The 18794-nt window shown below is 36.2% G+C and carries 14 protein-coding genes and 1 tRNA gene; 7 read left to right on the top strand and 8 right to left on the bottom strand.

From position 1 onward, the window contains the following. Positions 1-15 precede the first annotated feature (15 nt). Together QYC40_RS06625 and QYC40_RS06620 are read right to left on the bottom strand one after the other, a co-directional pair. Positions 16-1065, bottom strand: coding sequence for a DUF6695 family protein (locus QYC40_RS06625; protein WP_301993124.1), 1050 nt, complete (start codon positions 1063-1065; stop codon positions 16-18). After that, positions 1062-2039 (bottom strand): PLP-dependent cysteine synthase family protein, encoded by a 978-nt coding sequence (locus QYC40_RS06620; RefSeq protein WP_301993123.1) that lies wholly within the window; start codon positions 2037-2039, stop codon positions 1062-1064. The genes QYC40_RS06625 and QYC40_RS06620 overlap by 4 nt, the downstream gene beginning before the upstream one ends. A gap of 174 nt (positions 2040-2213) precedes the next feature. On the opposite strand from QYC40_RS06620, the gene QYC40_RS06615 reads away from it, so the two are divergent. Beyond that, positions 2214-2516 carry a hypothetical protein gene (locus QYC40_RS06615; protein WP_301993122.1) on the top strand — a complete coding sequence of 101 codons (303 nt, stop codon included), beginning with the start codon at positions 2214-2216 and terminating at the stop codon, positions 2514-2516. Positions 2517-2546: 30 nt separating this feature from the next. On the opposite strand, the gene QYC40_RS06610 is transcribed toward QYC40_RS06615, so the two are convergent. Together QYC40_RS06610 and QYC40_RS06605 are read right to left on the bottom strand one after the other, a co-directional pair. Next, entirely contained in the window at positions 2547-2735 is a 189-nt protein-coding gene (locus tag QYC40_RS06610; RefSeq protein WP_301993121.1) for an Arc family DNA-binding protein, read from the bottom strand. 41 nt (positions 2736-2776) lie between these two features. Continuing rightward, a complete protein-coding gene (locus tag QYC40_RS06605) occupies positions 2777-3649 on the bottom strand; it encodes an SPFH domain-containing protein (RefSeq protein ID WP_301993120.1) in 873 nt (290 codons plus the stop codon). A 269-nt stretch (positions 3650-3918) separates the two neighbouring features. On the opposite strand from QYC40_RS06605, the gene QYC40_RS06600 reads away from it, so the two are divergent. The 3 genes from QYC40_RS06600 (at position 3919) to QYC40_RS06590 (ending at position 6281) form a co-directional block, all read left to right on the top strand. Continuing rightward, positions 3919-3991, top strand: a tRNA-Lys gene (locus QYC40_RS06600). A gap of 220 nt (positions 3992-4211) precedes the next feature. Further along, positions 4212-5621: a site-specific integrase gene (locus QYC40_RS06595; RefSeq protein ID WP_301993119.1), complete on the top strand. Its 1410-nt coding sequence runs from the start codon at positions 4212-4214 to the stop codon at positions 5619-5621. A gap of 3 nt (positions 5622-5624) precedes the next feature. Continuing rightward, positions 5625-6281 carry a metallophosphoesterase gene (locus QYC40_RS06590; RefSeq protein WP_301993116.1) on the top strand — a complete coding sequence of 219 codons (657 nt, stop codon included), beginning with the start codon at positions 5625-5627 and terminating at the stop codon, positions 6279-6281. A gap of 83 nt (positions 6282-6364) precedes the next feature. On the opposite strand, the gene QYC40_RS06585 is transcribed toward QYC40_RS06590, so the two are convergent. Both QYC40_RS06585 and QYC40_RS06580 read right to left on the bottom strand, forming a co-directional pair. After that, complete coding sequence (locus QYC40_RS06585) at positions 6365-8311, bottom strand: AAA family ATPase (RefSeq protein ID WP_301993115.1); 1947 nt, start codon at positions 8309-8311, stop codon at positions 6365-6367. Continuing rightward, positions 8304-11312 carry a DUF262 domain-containing protein gene (locus QYC40_RS06580; RefSeq protein WP_301993114.1) on the bottom strand — a complete coding sequence of 1003 codons (3009 nt, stop codon included), beginning with the start codon at positions 11310-11312 and terminating at the stop codon, positions 8304-8306. The genes QYC40_RS06585 and QYC40_RS06580 overlap by 8 nt, the downstream gene beginning before the upstream one ends. 472 nt (positions 11313-11784) lie before the next feature. Here QYC40_RS06580 and QYC40_RS06575 point away from each other — a divergent pair, with 472 nt between their 5' ends. Further along, positions 11785-12054, top strand: coding sequence for a zinc-binding dehydrogenase (locus QYC40_RS06575; protein WP_301993113.1), 270 nt, complete (start codon positions 11785-11787; stop codon positions 12052-12054). 307 nt (positions 12055-12361) lie between these two features. Here QYC40_RS06575 and QYC40_RS06570 read toward each other — a convergent pair whose 3' ends face one another. Continuing rightward, positions 12362-13936 carry an ADP-ribosylglycohydrolase family protein gene (locus tag QYC40_RS06570; RefSeq protein WP_301993112.1) on the bottom strand — a complete coding sequence of 525 codons (1575 nt, stop codon included), beginning with the start codon at positions 13934-13936 and terminating at the stop codon, positions 12362-12364. Positions 13937-14233: 297 nt separating this feature from the next. Beyond that, positions 14234-15562, bottom strand: coding sequence for a hypothetical protein (locus QYC40_RS06565; protein ID WP_301993111.1), 1329 nt, complete (start codon positions 15560-15562; stop codon positions 14234-14236). Between the two features lie 281 nt (positions 15563-15843). On the opposite strand from QYC40_RS06565, the gene QYC40_RS06560 reads away from it, so the two are divergent. Continuing rightward, entirely contained in the window at positions 15844-16569 is a 726-nt protein-coding gene (locus tag QYC40_RS06560; protein ID WP_301993109.1) for a metallophosphoesterase, read from the top strand. Positions 16570-16737: 168 nt separating this feature from the next. Next, positions 16738-18654, top strand: coding sequence for a heparinase II/III family protein (locus QYC40_RS06555; RefSeq protein ID WP_301993107.1), 1917 nt, complete (start codon positions 16738-16740; stop codon positions 18652-18654). The last annotated feature ends 140 nt before the right edge of the window (positions 18655-18794 follow it).

The following is an 18794-nucleotide window of genomic DNA, read 5'->3' as shown; positions in this document are numbered from 1 at the left end:
ATAAATTGTATTCTTTTAAATTGATTGTTTAATTTGTTTATTGTGCATTTCCTTCGTCAGAAACGAAATGTTCTGGTTAATTTGTTTAATGACATGTTGCCTATAATGTATATCATAGGTGAATTCAAAGTTTGCTGAATGGTCGAATTTCCCAATGGGATCCACAGCAACTATATAATCCACAGCACCTTTGTAATTATACTTTGTAATTTCGTACTGATCAGCCTCGGCCGATAGTGCATACCAACAGCCCTCTCCCATTCCACCCAACCAAGTAGCATGAGATGGGATATGCATAGGACGCATAGGCTCGTCCAATAAGCCCAGTTTTGTATCTCCTGGAAGGTCCTTCGACCTCTTGTTCGAAAAATTATCTGATAACTGCTTGATCTGGAACTTCAACGATTCCTTACGGCTCATTTTCCACTGCTCTACTTGTTGATTCGCATAACAATACAGCGTGCCTTCCGTGTTGGCATTGACCACATTGCTGGTAGGGCTCGCTTTAAGTGACTCCGGATATAATATTTTGGAAATTCGTTTATCATCTTTCATCATGCCCTCTACAAGAATCTGCGCTACATAACGTGAGCAACTGTTATTATTGGCGGCTAATGCGCCGTAAAGCACAGGACCTTTATTAACTAATGCTTCTGCATAGGCAGCGGCTTTCTGAAAGCTAATGTCTTGCGAAACGGAGCACAGCAACCTCCCTCCACCATGCGTTGCTTCTTCCATAATCGAAAGTTCCGAAAGAATTTCCGCCAAGTTGATCAGTTGCTTAGTATTCGAAAATTGAGCAACTGTCTCTACTTTTAGTCTTGGATCGAATGCTGCAGAGCGCGCGCGACCATAACCACGAGGACAGATATAACGACCAAAATCAAAATACTTAATCTGTCCAGACTGTTTTTCGATCAATAAGATTGCAGCATGACCAATTCTGAAGTTCAAGTTTTTCACAATACCTAAACCCTTCAATATTTTAAACCACAACTCATCGCCTCGAGCCGTCTGATCTGGCCAAGCGATGGGAATAGCGATATCTTGATAGGTATGCATCATCGTATGTCGAATGTTTTTGTGGTTTCTTGATGATTGCTGTTATATAATTTCTGTAAATAACGGTCACCGTGATCTGGAAAATATAAAACAACATGATCTCCCTCCTTAAAGTTTAGCTTGCTCAGGTTCTCCTCGACAGCGGCCAACACGGCGGCGCTAGAGAACCCAATTAATTGATCGGTAGCTGCTCGATATTCTTGCGCAGCACGCTTAGCGGATTGAGCATCGACTTGAAAAATCTGATCAACAACCTGTGCGTCGAAAGTACCTGGGATAAACGTACGGCCAATTCCCTCAATGGGATCATGAACAATACCATTGTTTTCGATCTTTCCCTGTTCTAAGAAAAATTGATAAACTGAGTTCGTTGGTTCTACGCCCCATACCTTAATGTCCTTCTTTTGCTCTTTTAAGAACCTACCGATTCCCGAAATAGTTCCCCCGGTACCTATTCCTGCGACAACATGGGTAACTTGATGATGGGTCTGCTCCCAAATCTCAGGTCCAGTCGTTTTATAATGTGCTTTAATATTGGCTGAATTGTAATATTGATTTGTAAAATAAGCGTTTTCATGATTGGCAGCATATGCCTGCGCTTGGTACTGTGTAGAATTGAACACGTGTAATCCAAATGAATTATCGCAGATTTCAATACTGGCACCATAAGCTTCCAACAATGCTCTCTTCTCTTCCGAACAAGATTTAGAAACGAAGATCTTCGCGCGGCAGCCCATCTCTTGCGCCATTAACGCAATACTGATTCCCGTATTCCCACTGCTAGCTTCTACAATTGTGCCGCCCGGTTGAATCTTGTTGCCCTTGATGGCCTCCTCCAACATAAAATAAGCAGCTCTATCCTTAGACGACTTTCCAGGATTGCAGCTTTCATCTTTAATATAGATATTGGCGCTAAACTTTTCAGATAAGTGCCCACATCGTCTCAAAGGTGTATTGCCAATTCGTTTTTCTATCAAAATGCTTGTTAAGTTTAAATTTGATTCTCTATAAATAAACGTGTTTTACCTGATATTATTTCAGAAAACATCCTCTGCAGCTTTAATAACAATCAATTCGTTACAAATGTTCTTGGCTTTGGCTATGTTTCTCATTACAATGATTTTTTATAGATTTGCTTGAAATCAAAGCTTATGAAACCGAAAACCATCATAGTCGCCATCGTGTTAGCCTTACTGCTAGTTATCTTATTTAATAATAAAGAAGAAGCCAGTTTTTGGTTATTCGGGGAGATTAGAACGTCGAAGCTTTTGATCCTAGGGGTATTTTTCCTCATGGGCGTGGTAGTTGGTGGCATGCTCTTCCGGAAAAAAAATAAGCATCCAAAAGAGTACGGCGTAACGAACCCCTATTCTCCGACGCAATCGGATCCGGAGTTCTTAGGGAATGATGATGGTTTGAGTGATGAAGACAGAGAATATATCCGTCGGGATTAAGTCTTACTGGATTAAATATACAAAAAGCGATCAGGAATTATCCTGATCGCTTTCTTTTTTGGGTTTAGCGCTAGTTTTCTTTAGCCTTCCCGCTTTCTGTAGGCTGGAATGGATAAGGTATTCGACTTGACCATTGACACTTCTGAATTCATCGTGCGCCCACTTTTCCAATTGTTTATATAGTTCGTCATCAACACGGATTACAAAACTTTTCTTCATGATATCATTTTTTTAAATCGTTGCCTGCTCCCGCCGACCATCTAATTATACAGTGTTCCCGCATTCACTACGGGCTGCGCTGCCTTCTCTCCACATAATACAACCATTAGGTTGCTTACCATAGCTGCTTTTCTCTCATCGTCCAACTCCACAATATTTTCTGCGGACAGCTTTTTCAAAGCCATATCGACCATGCCTACTGCCCCCTCAACAATCTTCGCACGAGCGGCAACAATCGCGGTTGCCTGCTGCCTCTGCAACATCGCACCAGCGATCTCCGCGGCATATGCCAGGTGTGTAATTCTAGCTTCCTCTACAATTACGCCGGCCTTCGCCAAACGGTCCGTCAGTTCTTTCTCTAAGATCGCATTCACTGCATCTCCGCCCTCGCGTAAGGTGATCTCGGCATTCTCGTCTTCGAAATTATCATAGGCAAAGCTTACTGCCAAGTGGCGCACCGCCGCCTCACTCTGCACGCGCACATAATCGTTATAGCTTTGCACATCGTATGCCGCCTTGAAGGTATCTCCTACCTTCCAAACGATTACAGCCGCAATCTCAATCGGATTACCCATTTTATCATTCACCTTTAACGTGTGTCCCTGCAGGTTCTCCGATCTTAAGCTAATACGTTGAGCCGTAAAGAAAGGATTAATAAAAAACAGCCCATTGTCCTTGATCGTTCCCTGATACTTACCGAATAAGTTCAATACCCTTGAGTGATTGGGATTTACGATCAACAGCCCTTTAACGATTATTAGGAATACGACAAATGCGATAAACACAAGAACAAGTCCGACGATCTTGTTATCTGTCGTGGCGGCAATATATAAGGAATACGCTCCTCCTGCAACTGTTAACAATAAGATTAACAGTGCTAAATAGCCTGATGCGGGTTTGATGATTCTTTCCATCTTGTTAGATTAAATTGATATTAATTTGATATCACTAATATATCAAATATTCTTTATAAATTATGCAACATGCGCCGCATATTTTTTTTGGGGACTGCTGAAGAATGTTGTTCACAGCAGCTTTAAAGCATGAAAATTTATTCCTTTTAAAATGAGGGAGTTTCGATTTTTTTATAAAAAAAAGCTATTCAGAATTTGCAATTAAGGGCAAAAGCGCTACCTTTGCATCACTTCAAACAACGAAGGGTACTACAAAATAACAAGTACAAGATTCCGTAGCTCAGCTGGTAGAGCAATACACTTTTAATGTATGGGTCCTGGGTTCGAATCCCAGCGGGATCACAAAGGCACACTTAGGTGTGCCTTTTTTTAGTTTAATCTATATCTTCTTCCCTTCAAAATACTAATTTTTAGGTTATTTAAGTTCATCTTAACCAGTTTCATATGGTGGTCATTGTGGTGGTCATCTATAAGATCTACATTTGACCACCACGGATTTGATTTTACGTGAGAATGGCTGATAAGGCTTAGCAATTTTATTGTTAATTCTAATTGTGTATAAATGGAAAAAATCAAACATGAACTGGATTTACTTCCCATTATTTTAAGAACCAAGTCTAGAAAGACTACAGGAAAAGCTCCCCTTAATATTCGAATTACCCTAAAAGATCAAAAGCCCAAAGAAGTACCTGTATCCAAAACAATTTTACCAACCAACTGGGATGTTGAAACAAAAACGGTAGGGAAAGGTGAACCTGATTTCCGAACAATTAATAAAAAAATTGCAGGAATGATGGTTGATCTAAATCGAATTTACGATAAACTATTTTTCGAGCATGAAATAGTTACCCCAGAAATGATTAAAAGGGTATATTCTAAAAAATCTCCAGTAGAGGAGGCTGTTATTCCTGAAGTTAAAATTGATCTTGCTCCTACCTTTCTTGAAGTTTTTGATGAATTCATTGAGAAGTTTCAAAAAATGATAGAAAAGGGTGACCGTTCTCCCTTTACCAAAACTCAGTTAAAAACGATAAAAAAGAAATTACTGAAATTCTTACAATTAAGATACAAGAAGGATGATATAGATTTCAAGGAGATTTCCCCAGAATTCGGAGATGAAATATATGATTACCTGACTTTAGAGGTGCCAAAACCTTTAAGCGAAGCTACTGCCAAAAAACACATAAAGAAGATTAAACGTGTAATTAAAATCGGTGTAAAGAAACAAATCAATATCACAAATCCCATTGAGGATTTTGTATGTGGTGGAGATCAAAAAGAAATTCCACCTCTAGAATACGACCAGGTACTAAGAATATTTTATAAAGATTTTGGTATTGATAGATTAAATGAAGTAAGGGATGCCTTTATTTTCCAAACCTTTACAGGGTTTGCATTTCAGGATATTTACAATTTGACACCTGAAAATATTATATTGGTAGGGCAGAATAATGAAAAGTGGTTAGCTAAGCATAGGGGAAAAACAGATGTGTATGAAATTGTACCTATGCTCCCACTAATTGAACAATTAATAGAGAGGTATAAAGAGCATCCAAAATGTGTTGTAAGAGGCGTATTAATGCCTATAAACTCAAATACCAGGTACAAGGGCTATCTTAAAGAGATCGCGGAAATATGCGGCATAAAAAGGAATTTGACGACTCATCTAGCTCGGCACACATTCGCAAATATAATGCTAAATCTTGGAATGCCGTTAGAAGACGTAGGAAAAATGCTTGGACGCAGATCAATAAGAACAACCCAAAGATATTGTAGAGTAAGCGTTAAACGTCTGCAGAAAAATTTCAACGAACATATACGACCAGTTTTAAATTTGAATACAACAATGAAGATCCTATCACCAAATCAACAAACTGCAAACAAAGCACGAGGTCCTAACTCTAATATTGTTCCCTTTAATACATTTTGCTCAACAGGAACGGTAAATTTTAGTTATTCTCTAGCCAAATAAAAGATGGAAAAGCAGGAAAATAGAATATCTGTTATGGGAGATATCCATGGAGCGTATCGGGCATTAATTCAATGTTTAGAAGGCTCCATGTTTAATTATGAGAATGATACATTAATCCAATTGGTTGATGTAGTTGATCGTAATAATGACGTCTTTGAGTGCGTAGAAGAACTGTTAAAAATTAAGAATTTGATCGCTATCAGGGGAAATCATGATGCATGGTTCCATCAATTTTTAGAAACTGACTATCATCCACTATCATTGAATTATGGGGGACTGACAACCCTTGAATCTTATTTAAAACATTGCCAACCTAATAGTAAAATTATTAAGAGTGCCAATGGCTACAAGACTTCTCTGAATGCCCAGCATATTCCTGAAAGTCATAAAGCCTTTTTTAAAAGACAGACTTTATACCATGTTGATGATGAAAATAGATGTTTTGTTCATGCTGGATTTGATTTATTAAATCCATTCTATGTCCAAAATGAAGAAAATTACTATTTTGATAGGAGTTTATGGATGGATGCATTAAAACTAAAGAATCAAGAATATGTTTCTGGGCAATTGACAAATTTTAATCAAATGTTATTGGACATACGGCCACAAAAAGGTGGAACACAATTTCCCCAATGCAAGCATTTGAAATTACAAATCTAGATACAGGCGCAGGACAAAATGGTAAGCTAACAATTATGGAAATAAATACAAATGAAATATGGCAATCAAAAGAAGTAGTTTCATTAGCTACTTTTTAATACTTCTGCTTTCTTAACTTGTAAAGGTTCGACAACTGGCATAGGTTTAACATTCTGAGTTAATCTGGATGCTTTTAAAGTATCGTCGAAAAGTATCCAATTAGTTCCATCATAAATACTAACGTACCTATCGTAATCAAGATTAAATTTATAAAACCTATAACGAGCTGAAATGATCTTACCAATTTCTTCAAATGCTTCTTTAATCGACCGATAGTTTATATTTGAAGTACCTCTATTTAAAGTAGTGACCTTTTGTTTCACTTTATTTTTTATTGAATAAAATTTTGTGCAAGTCAATTCAACTTCCGAAAATAAGCCGGTTTCTACATTGAAAAATAAACAATCCTTAACATAAAACTCATAATACCAAATGTTATACTGGTTTATAAAAAACTCAATTCTAATCGTTGTATCCTTTGCAAAATGTCTTAAGTTCTTAATAAACCCTAGCTTCCTATGACTTTCAAGTAAATTAAATATATAATTATCAATTTCCTTTAAATCTCTCTTATAAGTGTTTGATGATGTATTATGATGAGATAAAGGATGCAACAAGAGAAAAAGGTATGATTGCAAATTTTCAAATTCACTGATTGCTATACCATTCTGCTGTAATAGTTTTTTGCAAGCTTTAAATGTCTTAGATAATTTGTAGGCGTCAATAATTTGAAGATTATCTTCTCTAAAAATTTCATCAGGAAAAACTTCTAATAACCTATGTTCTAAATATTTTCTAAAATAATTAGCAGCAGCAGGATAATCAGGTTTTTGATTATTATATAAAAAATAACGTGCTTTTTCTAAATCAGAATCGCTAGAAATCAGAATGGGAACTTCGATTTTTGCATTGTTGTGATCCGTTTCACCAACATATAATTCAATAGGTTTCCAATCCCATTGACCAGTTTTGCCTAACTTTCTAATGCAGGCTTCAAAAAAGCCTCTATCATAAGTAGATATGACAATCTGATAGTTAGAAAATTGTTCATTTAAAATATTCAAAATTGGAATTCGGTTTGAAGTGTCCAAACCGATAAAAATATCATCCAAATAAATAAGTTTAAGGTCAACTTCATTAGGAAAAAGCTTTAATGAAGCCAAGTATAAACAAATAGCTACTGACGAAAGTCTTGCTTCATTGAGGAAATTCTTATATTCTTCTCCCAACTCAGTGCCATTTTTTAAAATCTTAAGACGCAAATCAGTTTTTAAAAACCAAGTAGATTTTTGTTTTGATGGATAGAAAAATTCTAATTTCTCAAGATGGTATTCAATGGCAATATCACTTAAGAAAAAATAATCTTTAATATAAACATTGACTAGAATAAAAATTTTATCAAGCAACGTCCGCAAACTTAAATCGAATTCGTCTATCCTCAATAATCCACTCTTATGGGATCGACTCCTAGTATTCCTGGTATTTGTGATAAGATCGTTTATTAAAGCGTCATATTGATCACCTATACTAATAGAAGAAGCGGAGGAAACCGGAATAAATTCCCTTAATAAATTAAGAATGATGAGCTCAAATAAATTTGGATTAGGATCTGATTTTAGATAAATTTTTAATAAATCAGTATAATCCAAAAAACCGTTTAAAAGCGATGCTTCCTTAATAAATGCTACTTCATTATTTGAAGCACTCTCTGAGAAACAATATCTTTCAGAATTAGGATCATCACTTTCCAAAAAATTTGAAAATTCTACTTCGACAATGCCATCATTATTACTATTAAATAAATTCTTAGTAAATTCTTGTGTGGAAACAGAATTGCGAAAAAATGAATTTAATGCTTTATATAATGAAGATTTTCCAGATCCATTTTCGCCATAAATAAGCAAGTTTTGACCAGAGTGCAACGGAATAGAATATTCATCAAAATAGGCCCCGCAATTTCTTATTTTTATATTAGTTATTCGCTTAGACATTATGAATAAGGTAATTCATTCTTAAAATGAAACTAGAAATGAAAGAGTTACTATTTGATAAAGATTTATAAAGTAAATCTGAATCATTTTGACTTGCATCTATATCCTTCCGAAGATTATGAATAACATCTAAAAGATTTGTATTTTCAAGATTAAATGTTTCACTGTTCAACATAAACCTCAAAATCTGATTTACTAGGTTTATAAAATAAACTTTTATAACCTTATTAACTTCATTTTGTATAATAAAATAAAGATCTTTAAATACTGACTGATCCTCTTCAGTTAAAATTGGAATTTGAAAATTTCCTATTTTTGTCCTTCCAAGTTTTACATGATCATTGACACTCGAGTGGAAAAATTCTCTCGATGAAAAAATTAGATAAAGATATTCAAGTAAAAATCCTGGCCTTTTTAAAGTAATTACCCAATTACTATTATCAACATATGAATCCTTTTCGTTATCCAGATAAACATTAAAATTATTTATCGAATTACTACTATTCAAATAAATTCTACTTTGGGAAAATGTATATCTCAAAGCTTTTTTTGTATCTTCTGGAGCATTTATAATAATGTAACTCTTATCATTTGCCACACTAAAAACGCCGTAAAAATCTATTAATTCTGAATTAGATTCTTTTTTATTGCTTTTACTAATATAGTCCTTATCAACTCCTTTTGAAATCTTAATTACATTCTCTAATCTAATTTTGACAATAGCGTTCTTTTTCGGACTATTAGAATGACGCTCCTTAAATCTTCTAACAGATGAATTAAAGGCTTCTAAATTGCTGACATTATTCATCTGAGTAAATAAACTCCGAATATCTTTTATTATTTCTCTGCTATTCTCTTTTGTTTGTTCAATATCAATTTCATTTAAAAAATACCAAAGAGCATATAGTGATTGTTGACTTCTCCTTCCGTTATCAACACAAAGTAAATAATCAAGACTTAAAGCCAAAGTCTTTTGAGTTGTTGATGAAATTAATAGTCGTAATTTGTAAAGAAAATCTGCCTCAAAAACATTACACACATAAATAAATCTTTCCGGTTCATTTTCCAACGTCTTTGTTAGATCGGGCTTAGACCGTAATCTGAAGTTAATTCTATTGCCCACCTTATAATAATCAAGGGCTGAATAATCTTTATCACTTTCTTTAGAAAAATTATATTGAAACTGAAGATATATTAACGCTGTCAATATATTCTCATTCTCCATCCTCGTTGTACTCTTCCTAAAGTAAAACCACTCTTTATTATTATCGAAAACACCTTTAATGCTATCAATTAGATCCCTAGAAATATAAGAATTCCACATTTCAAAGGAATCAATTTTTATCGGGTAAGGCTTATAATTCAACCTTATAAAAAGATCTACTGGATCGAAGCTATCGTTGTATTTTTTATCAATTTCAACAACCCATAAATCATAATTATTTATTTTTTCTTGGTATTCAGGAGAAAGATCCTTAAACTTTTTGGAGGTTAAATCCGATAATAAACTATTCTTTAAATTTAAGGAATAATCATCCTTCTTGGTAGATTCAAATTCATTATCCGTATTAATAAAATCCTCCCCAAGAAATCCCAAAATGGACAATATTCTTTGCTGACCATCAATAACTTCTGATATACCATCAAGATTTTTATAAACAAAAATTGGCGGAATTTTAATACCCAAAAGTATACTTTCAATAATCGCAGAAGCTTTCTTTTTATCAATAACCTCATTCCTTTGATATTGAGGTCGTATGATAAATTTAAGTTTTTTCATTGATCGTCTAATATCGTCTATGGACAACGACGAAGGTTCTGGTTTATTGATTCGAAGAGATTCGAAACTAATTACCTCTGAACTATCAATTGTATTATTAATAAATTTTAGTTGGCTATTAAAAACTTCAGAATCTTTTAAATAAACATTAAAATTAATATTAAATAGTTTTTTGAAAATCTTCGAAACATTCTCATACCGATTCTTTATATGAATAGCAAAGGAGCTTCTGTCCATTATATACTGCTCAATATTATCGTCAATATAGCTTGCAATTTTTTCAATCTCTGAATTACTAATATTAAGATTTCCCTTTTCTTTTTGATAAATAGACAATGCCCAAAACAAACATTCTGAAATTAATCTATTGTAATCCTCTGATTTAGAAATTCGATTTTTTACTCTCTCCAAAATATTGATTTTGGCAGTAAACGTGTTGTGGAGTTCTTTTATATCAACACTTTCAAAATCTTCAAATAAAAATTCATAAAATTGATTAATTATGTTACTCTTTTTTACAGAATAATATTTGATTGGAATATTATCAATAACAAGTAACTCCCGAATTTTCTTTAGAAGGATCTCTTCATTAAATTTTTCAAAATGGAACAAACTCTTCAAGGTGTCAAAAAAACGTTTGTCACTAATGACTTCCTTTTTAAAGTAATCATTAACATTATCAAATAAAAAATCCGCCTTATCTATTTCACTTGTTTTAAGGGGGGTAATTCCAGAATTATACCTTTTAAAAATCTCCTTCTTAACACTATCTTCAATTGCATCAGTGATACCTATTTTTGTATTGAAGCTAAACTCAATTATTCTTAGTTTTGTATCATATATTAAATCACGATACTTCTTTTCTAATGAATCGAAGTTTTTTGAAATAAAATCTTTTGTAGATAGTTTTTTCAAACCACTTTTTTTAAGCTTAAATTCATTATTAATAAACCGTAAAATAGTTTGATACCTTTGTCTTCCGTCGATTACCTCAACTTTAGATATATTCCGAAAATAAATTAGTGGTGGAATTTCAGTTCCTAACAGAATGCTCTCAATAAAATAGGTAGCTTTTTCATCATCCCAAACATAATTTCTCTGGTATGATGGTTTATAGTTTGTGTTTCTAAGTTTATCTTCGTTATTAAATAAAGAATCAATTGACACTGTTTTAGAATCAATTTTCAACTTGTTCTCAAATACTTCTTTAATATTATCCATTGCAGGTGATATAGACTGACCAATGTAAAGATAAATATAATAACTTCAAATTTTAAGCCGATTTAACCCATTATAATTATCTTTTTAACTGACGAATAAATATCTATGATGAAAATTTAGTGAAACAATTCATCCCACATAAAAAAAAAGAGGAATTGACCACTGACCCAAAGCAATCAGATAAGCTGATTAAAAGGGCACCAAAGCAAGGTAAAAACAAGAAATCACAGGGTGTGCAGTAGTACACCCCTAAAATGATTCGGTATGACAAACAGAATTTTCAAATGCTGGGATGATGTACAGAAGTGGAAAGATAGATTTGAAAAGATGTTTCCACCCTGGTTTGTTACATCAAAGGAGTTCCAAAAAGCGGAATTGGCTAAACTCCGAAATGTCTTGCACACAAATACGGGTAAGTTATCTGAAGAGGAAAAATTAAGTAAGAGAATCCTACAAGGTTATTATAACAAACTTGAAAAGGAAATTTACCCAAAACTGTCAACAAGAATTTCGGTACGGATGGGGAATTACCTGCAAAGCAGGAAAACCGACTTCGTCCAAACGCGTGGTGCCGTTTTGGGTAAAAAGAAATCCACAAAACCTACAGCATGTAGTCGATGGCATCGAAGCTGGAAAATTCGCATGGGAAATCGACAGTACATTTCCGTTTGAAAAAGCAGCTGAAGCCTACAGCAAGATATTAGAAGGTCACACCAGAGGTAAAATCGTAATTACCTTTTAATAATAAAAACCCCTATAAATAACTCGATTGAAAAGCCAGGTCAGGAGACTTGGCTTTTCTTGTATAGTTCTTCATCAAATATAGGCCGGCCCTAGTTCGAGGCACTACCCTTTTAAAGCCCTTTCAAACCCAATGATAACCCAATGATAACCCCAATCAAACCCAATGGTGACCCAATGATAACCCCAATCAAACCCAATTGGAAAGGGCTTTCATTGGGCTATGTATAGCGTATGAAAGCCCTTTAACTTGACGATGACTAATCGAATTCTCTTTTTAGTCTTTTGAGTTGTTTGGATGACATTATTTAATCATGTTTTCCCTCATGAAAATGTATACCGTCAATAGGTGCATCAGAATAAATTATCGCATCGGTCATACGGATATGATATCCTTTTTTCGGATTCGTTACGACCACTTTTACATTATGTTTTCCCTTTGGCAACTGATACTTCCAGAAGATCTCGTGCTTTCTTGTTTTGTAATCCGTCGGCATTTTTGTTCGCTCTACTTCTTTACCATCGATGTAAACTGTTAATTCAAGCGTGTATTCCTCCTTGATATTTGCATCCTTAGCAGCATTTCCTTTGATTACGATACCCGTTCCGGTGAAATCAAAGGCATGTTCTGAGGTCAATTTTCTACTGCCCAAATTCATACGTTCAATTGGATAAGTTCCTTCGAACGCTTTTTCATAGCGAACAGCTTTCGGCTGCTGCACATTGATAACAATCTCATTTGCACCTACTTTACCACCATTCTTCTTAATCATTTGAATAGCATGTTTATAGCCGATCTCGTACACCTTGTTCAGTGAAATATCGGTATACTTGAAATTGATATCTTCCGCCTCTTTTAGTCCCATTTTCCAATACGCCGGAATCTTATCATAACCTAATATAGTCCCCAAGACGCCTCCTGCATTCGACGGATTACAATCAGAGTCATGACCTGCTCGGGTCGATATCTCTAAGGTTTTTGTGAAGTCACCTTCCCCGTACAATAGGCCGAGTACGATATAGGCAGCATTGATTTTTGCGTCGATATTGAATGGGCCGAATGCTCCATCCGGACATCCATGTGCTTCCGACCATTTCTTCTGGAGCTCGAACCACGTTTGCTTCCAGTCTTTTGGATATTGAGCATGCCATTTGATCACGTCGGCAATACATTTATAAAAATCACTTTGTGCAGGGACCGTCTTTAAAGCTTCCTTGACCACAAAATTGACATCATCAGAGATATAAGCAATCGTATACAATGCGCCGACATAAACACCACCATACCAGCCATCACCGTAATTCATAATATGACCGACCTTATCCGATATATCAGATGCAGAATTCGGCATTCCCGGATTCATCAGTCCGGCAAAGTCTGCTTCGATTTGATAGTCAATATCATCAGCATGGGGGTTATTCAGCCAATGTCCCGACTCAGGCGGCATCACGCCATTCAATATATTGTAGCGCGCTGCTTGGTTTGCATGCCAAAGAACATAGTCTGCATTGGCAAAAGCATTCGCAAAGTCTGCTGCCGGAGCGTCAACCCCCTTCTTCTCTATCACATCCACAAAGGTAAGATCCATGTACACATCATCGTAAAGCCCGGGCCATTCGATCATGGTTTTCTTGATATATCCATCATACCACGGAATCACCTTATTATCTGGAATATAAGTGCCGTTGTATTTAAATTCCGTAGGACCTCCAAAGGTTACACCAATCACTTGACCAGCCCAACCGCCTTTAAGTTTGTCTTTTAATACTTCAGGTTTAATTTTCGCTTGCTTCGGCAGACTATTTTGCGCATAGCTAGCGGCAGTGATACAAACAGCACATAACGCAAGAGCGATTTTTGGAATAAAAAAGTTTTTCTTCATAGATTTTTTGGTTTTACAGCGTTGGCATTGTTACCATCGCAAGGCTAATACCATAAAAGTAAACGAAACGCTAATCAGAAAAAGACATATTTTATACCGAATTGATAATTACAATTCAATATATACCGAATTAGAAATATTATAACTAACTAAATACCAGTTAAATAAAAATTGATATCATCATAATTCACAACATTCCCAATGACCAATATCAGGATTGACACTATTTTTAGATCTCTAAATCTGCGTTTTGATATGTTTAGCATCTTTACATGGGGATAGATGGTCATTCTTCCCTTAGCTACCCCCCTTCAGCCGATCTATGGAAGTAAATACGCCGCTTTGTTTTAAAAGCCACATCCCCAACTTTTCTTCCGCAATGCCGGGCGCAATCTTATACGTAAATACGGGCAATCCATTTTCATCGCCTTCGATTTTCATTCGCATAAAATCAATGGAAGGCACGTCTTGGAGCTGTTTGGAGAGCTCCGTAATATGCGACGATACGATGACATAGGGTCCATCAACTTCTGCCAGGCTTGTCATGACATCGAGAATCGCATTTGACGCGTCGCTGTGATTGGTGCCTTTAAAAAGTTCATCGAGGATAATAAGTGCATTGGAATCCACAGGCAACTGGTCGACAATCTCTTTTAAGCGAATTGCTTCCACATAAAAATGGCTATAACCCAACTCCAGATTATCTTGTAAATTGATACTCGTAAATACCCCGTCGATCAAATCAGTTTGTAGTGCATCAACAGGCACCGGGAAGCCAATATGCGTTAAGTAGAGTGCGGAAGCAATGGATTTGATAATGGAAGATTTCCCCGCCATATTTGCGCCGGTCAGAAACCAAATCTTTTTTTCCTGCTTTAAAGAAACATCATTCTTCACGGGCGCTTTATGAAAGATGTGGTAAACCCCTTGCATCTTAATTTCGCCAGTTTCATTCTTGGGATAGACCTCCGGATAGCAAAACCCTAAGCTCTTAGATATCTTGGCTACGGCGAGGTAGGCATCCACTTCGAAAAAGAAACGAATCAGCTTCTTCAGTTTCGGGGCCAACTCATACCGAATCAAGCGATCGAGCGACTCAATATTAAATATATTGACTTTAAGTTTATCGGTTACATGCTTCTTCCCCTTGTATATCTGGTTAAGGCAGTCATTCGTTAGCTCAATCACTTCAGTCATGTCTTCATAGACCTGATGTTTATTGACTTCCCGATAAAACTTCATCGAAGAGATTAAAAATTCCGACGCTTCTAATATAGATCGCTTTCTATAGTAATAGATTGGCGAGCGAACGCCTAGGAAATCCAAGAAACTGATACCATGCCTGGCGCCCGAATGGGAAGCATGTATATACTTTTCCAAGTCTTTCACAATGACCCGATAAAAAGGGAAATCCACCTCAGCAACGGGCTCTAAACGACGAATTTTCTTCTGTCTCTCCTTGATACCCTCTATGTTCAATAAAGGCGTATAAAAGACATCACGAAAATAATCCTGCCCACCTTCGGTAATGGCTTGATCGAAAAAGTCATAGATTGTTCGTCCACTATAATCTCTTAGCTGTATGTCTTTTAAGGTTTGTTCGTCGATTAAAAAGGTTGCTGCCATAAGTATTCCTAATATACAATTTATTGTTTTTACTTAACTCATTTTTTAAAACCCTTAAAATCGGTTTTAGTTAACTTATAATTAGGAGATGCAAAAGTCTGCCATTCTCCATAATTAAATCTATAAATAATAATTACAAACTGTCGATTTCTCTGAAAGGAAAAAAAATGTTAACGTATTGATATACAGTAAATAAAGCTTATCCTTACCTATAATCGATAGCGGTAATTACTTATTTTAAAGCATATTTACCGAAATTCAACTAACAATATTTGGTAAAAATGAAAATAGCGGTTATTTCGGACATACATGGAAACCTACCTGCATTGATTCATGTTCTTGACGATATTCAGGCTCGAGAAATAAGACAAATTTATTGTTTAGGTGATTTGGCAGACTTTGCCCCATGGCCAAACGAATGCATAGAACTAATCAAGACGCTGAACATCCCCTGTCTACAAGGGAATCACGACCAATGGATTGCTGAAGACAGCAAAATCGTCGCATTAGCGAACCACTCTGCAGAAGAGGCCCGCGATAGAGAGCTTGCCATAAATCATAGCAAAGCAACAATTACGTTAGACAATAAAGCCTTCCTTAAAGACCTTCCTTTTCAGATTCGACTCGATTATAAAATCGCGGCCAAACGCTGGCAGATCTTGCTTGTCCATGCACACCCCGATAGCAATAACAAGCATCTTTATGAACAAGAGCCCGATGAAACCTTTGCTTTTCTATTAGATCGAGAACAGGTCGATGCCTTGATCATGGGCCATACCCATTACTCCTTCGTCAAAGAAATCGAGAACAAATGGGCAATCAATTGCGGATCTGTAGGTCGGTCCAAAGAATCCACGAGAGATGCTTCCTACCTGATTCTTGACATCAATGAAGACCGCATAATACCTGAGATCATACAGCTAGACTATAATAAATGGTCGGTCAGAAATGCCATCAAGGATAGCGAAATCCCCGATCTCTATGCTTACTTCTGGGATGCCAAATAAGAATTATTCTAACTAACAAAAAAGAAAGCTTCTGGAAAAACATTTTCTTAAATAACATTTCCTGGTTAGCGATTTTATGAAATCGTTTTCGTGATTTTTAGTGCGTTTTGCGATGCAATTCATTATTTTAGAAATAGCTAAATACCATAACCTTTGTAACCAATTAATATGAGCCGTTTCTTTTGTATCCTTCTGCTTCTAATTCTATCGCTATCCACGAAAGCTGATTTGAACGCTTTGGTCGACCTGAATCTACTCACGAAAAATTTCACAGAACAAGATTTACAGAAAAGCCTATTAAGTAGCAAACAATGGGTTCCCTATCCAACTTACAATAATCGTGATGCCTGGAAATCATTAACGCAATCGGTTTATAAAACCTTGATTAAAGAAGGTGAAGCTTCTCTAGCCTATCAATGGCAGGTTGTGAAAGCGACAGACTATCTTGAATTCGAACGTAGTGGCTCGCGCGTAATCATGGAAAAACCCATGAACGAAAATGCAAAGACTCTTAGCAAGTTGTTTTTAGCGGAACTTGCCGAGGGTAAAGGACGCTTTCTGGATCAAATCATTAATGGGGTTTGGTATTTCACAGAAATGAGCACCTGGTCATTATCTGCCCACGTTTCGGGATATCAATCTTCTAAGCGAAGCTTGCCACAATCAGATACTCAGGTTGTCGACCTGCTTGCTGGCGATATGGGATCTATGCTCTCTTGGATCCACTACTTTTTTAAAAATGAGATGGATAAGGTAAATCCAGAGATTGCTTCTCGCTTAAAAATGAATATCCAGTCGCGAGTCATACAGCCATATTTAACGCGGAATGATATGTGGTGGCAGGGTTTCGAGATAAAGCCTGAACAAGTCGTTAACAATTGGAATCCCTGGTGCAACTTCAATGTGTTGACCTGCTTGCTTTTAATCGAAGATAATGAACAGCGAAAAGTCGCGGGGATTTATAAAACAATGCGTTCGGTTGATAAATTCATCAATTATATCAAACACGATGGCGCTTGTGAAGAAGGTCCATCCTATTGGGGGCATGCAGCGGGAAAACTATACGATTATCTTAAAATCCTCGCTCTGGCGACTAATAACAAAGTAAATCTATTCGATCAGCAAATGATTAAGGATATGGGCGAATATATTGCCCAGTCGTACATTGGCGGCAATTCGTGGGTTGTTAATTTCGCTGATGCTTCGGCGAAAAGCACTGCTGATCCATTGTTGATCTATCGTTATGGGCGTTCGGTAAATAGCAAAGAGATGCAGCAATTTGCCAAATATTTACACGATAGAGCCAGCTCAAAATTCAACTTCGCCCGCGACGCTTTTCGCAGTTTAGAGGATTTAGGAACTTTACAAGATATTTTGCAGGAGACTGCGGCAACTCCGACGAATACGCATAACTGGTATCCGGAAACAGAGTTTCTTTATATTCGAAATCAAAATGTATTTTTCGCAGCCAAGGGCGGATTCAATAAGGAGAGTCATAATCACAACGATGTGGGCAGCTTTATGCTATTCCTTGACCAAGAACCTGTCTTTATCGACGCTGGCGTTGGTACCTACAACAAGAAGACTTTTTCGAAGGAACGTTACGATATATGGACGATGCAAAGCGATTATCACAATCTTCCTCAAATTAATGGTTATCAGCAACGCTTTGGTCCGCAGTATAAATCGCATAACAATAGGTTCGACGCTAAAGCTCAAGAATTTACGCTCGATATCGCCGGTGCTTATCCGAAAGAAGCGCAGATCAACTCCTGGATACGCAGATATAAAATCGATCATAATGCCTTGTTGATTACAGATCAATTCGATCTGGACAATCCGCAGAACGAGAATGTAATTCACTTTCTATTGGCGAAAGAACCAATCCTTAAAAACGGAGCAGTGGAATTGAATAATGGAGCGTACAGCTTACATTTTGACAAGAAGCTATTTGATGCCTCTGTGGATGTTATTGAGCAGGATGATGTCCGATTAAGCAAAGTATGGGGCGATCGGATTTACCGCTTAAGTTTGAAAGCGAAATCAAAAAGCAAGAAAGGAATTTATCGTTTCAGTATTAAATAAAAAACAGAAGCCTCAACAAAGCTCTTTATGGTATTTATACCATCAATCGGCACATGAGCATACTAAAGCAGAAGCAATTAAAGGGACGGAAGCACTGGCGAAAGCTAAAGATTTAGACCAACATCATGATATTGGTTTTG

The organism is Sphingobacterium sp. BN32, from assembly GCF_030503615.1.
Classification (GTDB): Bacteria; Bacteroidota; Bacteroidia; order Sphingobacteriales; family Sphingobacteriaceae; genus Sphingobacterium.
The sequence above is the reverse complement of the archived record's forward strand: the minus strand, read 5'-3'. Positions and strand labels throughout refer to the sequence as shown.

What these genes read in the sequence shown, in the direction of transcription:
- QYC40_RS06610 (WP_301993121.1), bottom strand. Translation starts at nt 2,735, where the DNA reads ATGAAGAAAAGTTTTGTAATCCGTGTTGATGACGAACTATATAAACAA.
- QYC40_RS06605 (WP_301993120.1), bottom strand. Translation starts at nt 3,649, where the DNA reads ATGGAAAGAATCATCAAACCCGCATCAGGCTATTTAGCACTGTTAATC.
- QYC40_RS06595 (WP_301993119.1), top strand. Translation starts at nt 4,212, where the DNA reads ATGGAAAAAATCAAACATGAACTGGATTTACTTCCCATTATTTTAAGA.
- QYC40_RS06565 (WP_301993111.1), bottom strand. Translation starts at nt 15,562, where the DNA reads ATGGCAGCAACCTTTTTAATCGACGAACAAACCTTAAAAGACATACAG.
- QYC40_RS06615 (WP_301993122.1), top strand. Translation starts at nt 2,214, where the DNA reads ATGAAACCGAAAACCATCATAGTCGCCATCGTGTTAGCCTTACTGCTA.
- QYC40_RS06585 (WP_301993115.1), bottom strand. Translation starts at nt 8,311, where the DNA reads ATGTCTAAGCGAATAACTAATATAAAAATAAGAAATTGCGGGGCCTAT.
- QYC40_RS06570 (WP_301993112.1), bottom strand. Translation starts at nt 13,936, where the DNA reads ATGAAGAAAAACTTTTTTATTCCAAAAATCGCTCTTGCGTTATGTGCT.
- QYC40_RS06580 (WP_301993114.1), bottom strand. Translation starts at nt 11,312, where the DNA reads ATGGATAATATTAAAGAAGTATTTGAGAACAAGTTGAAAATTGATTCT.
- QYC40_RS06560 (WP_301993109.1), top strand. Translation starts at nt 15,844, where the DNA reads ATGAAAATAGCGGTTATTTCGGACATACATGGAAACCTACCTGCATTG.
- QYC40_RS06590 (WP_301993116.1), top strand. Translation starts at nt 5,625, where the DNA reads ATGGAAAAGCAGGAAAATAGAATATCTGTTATGGGAGATATCCATGGA.
- QYC40_RS06555 (WP_301993107.1), top strand. Translation starts at nt 16,738, where the DNA reads ATGAGCCGTTTCTTTTGTATCCTTCTGCTTCTAATTCTATCGCTATCC.
- QYC40_RS06625 (WP_301993124.1), bottom strand. Translation starts at nt 1,065, where the DNA reads ATGATGCATACCTATCAAGATATCGCTATTCCCATCGCTTGGCCAGAT.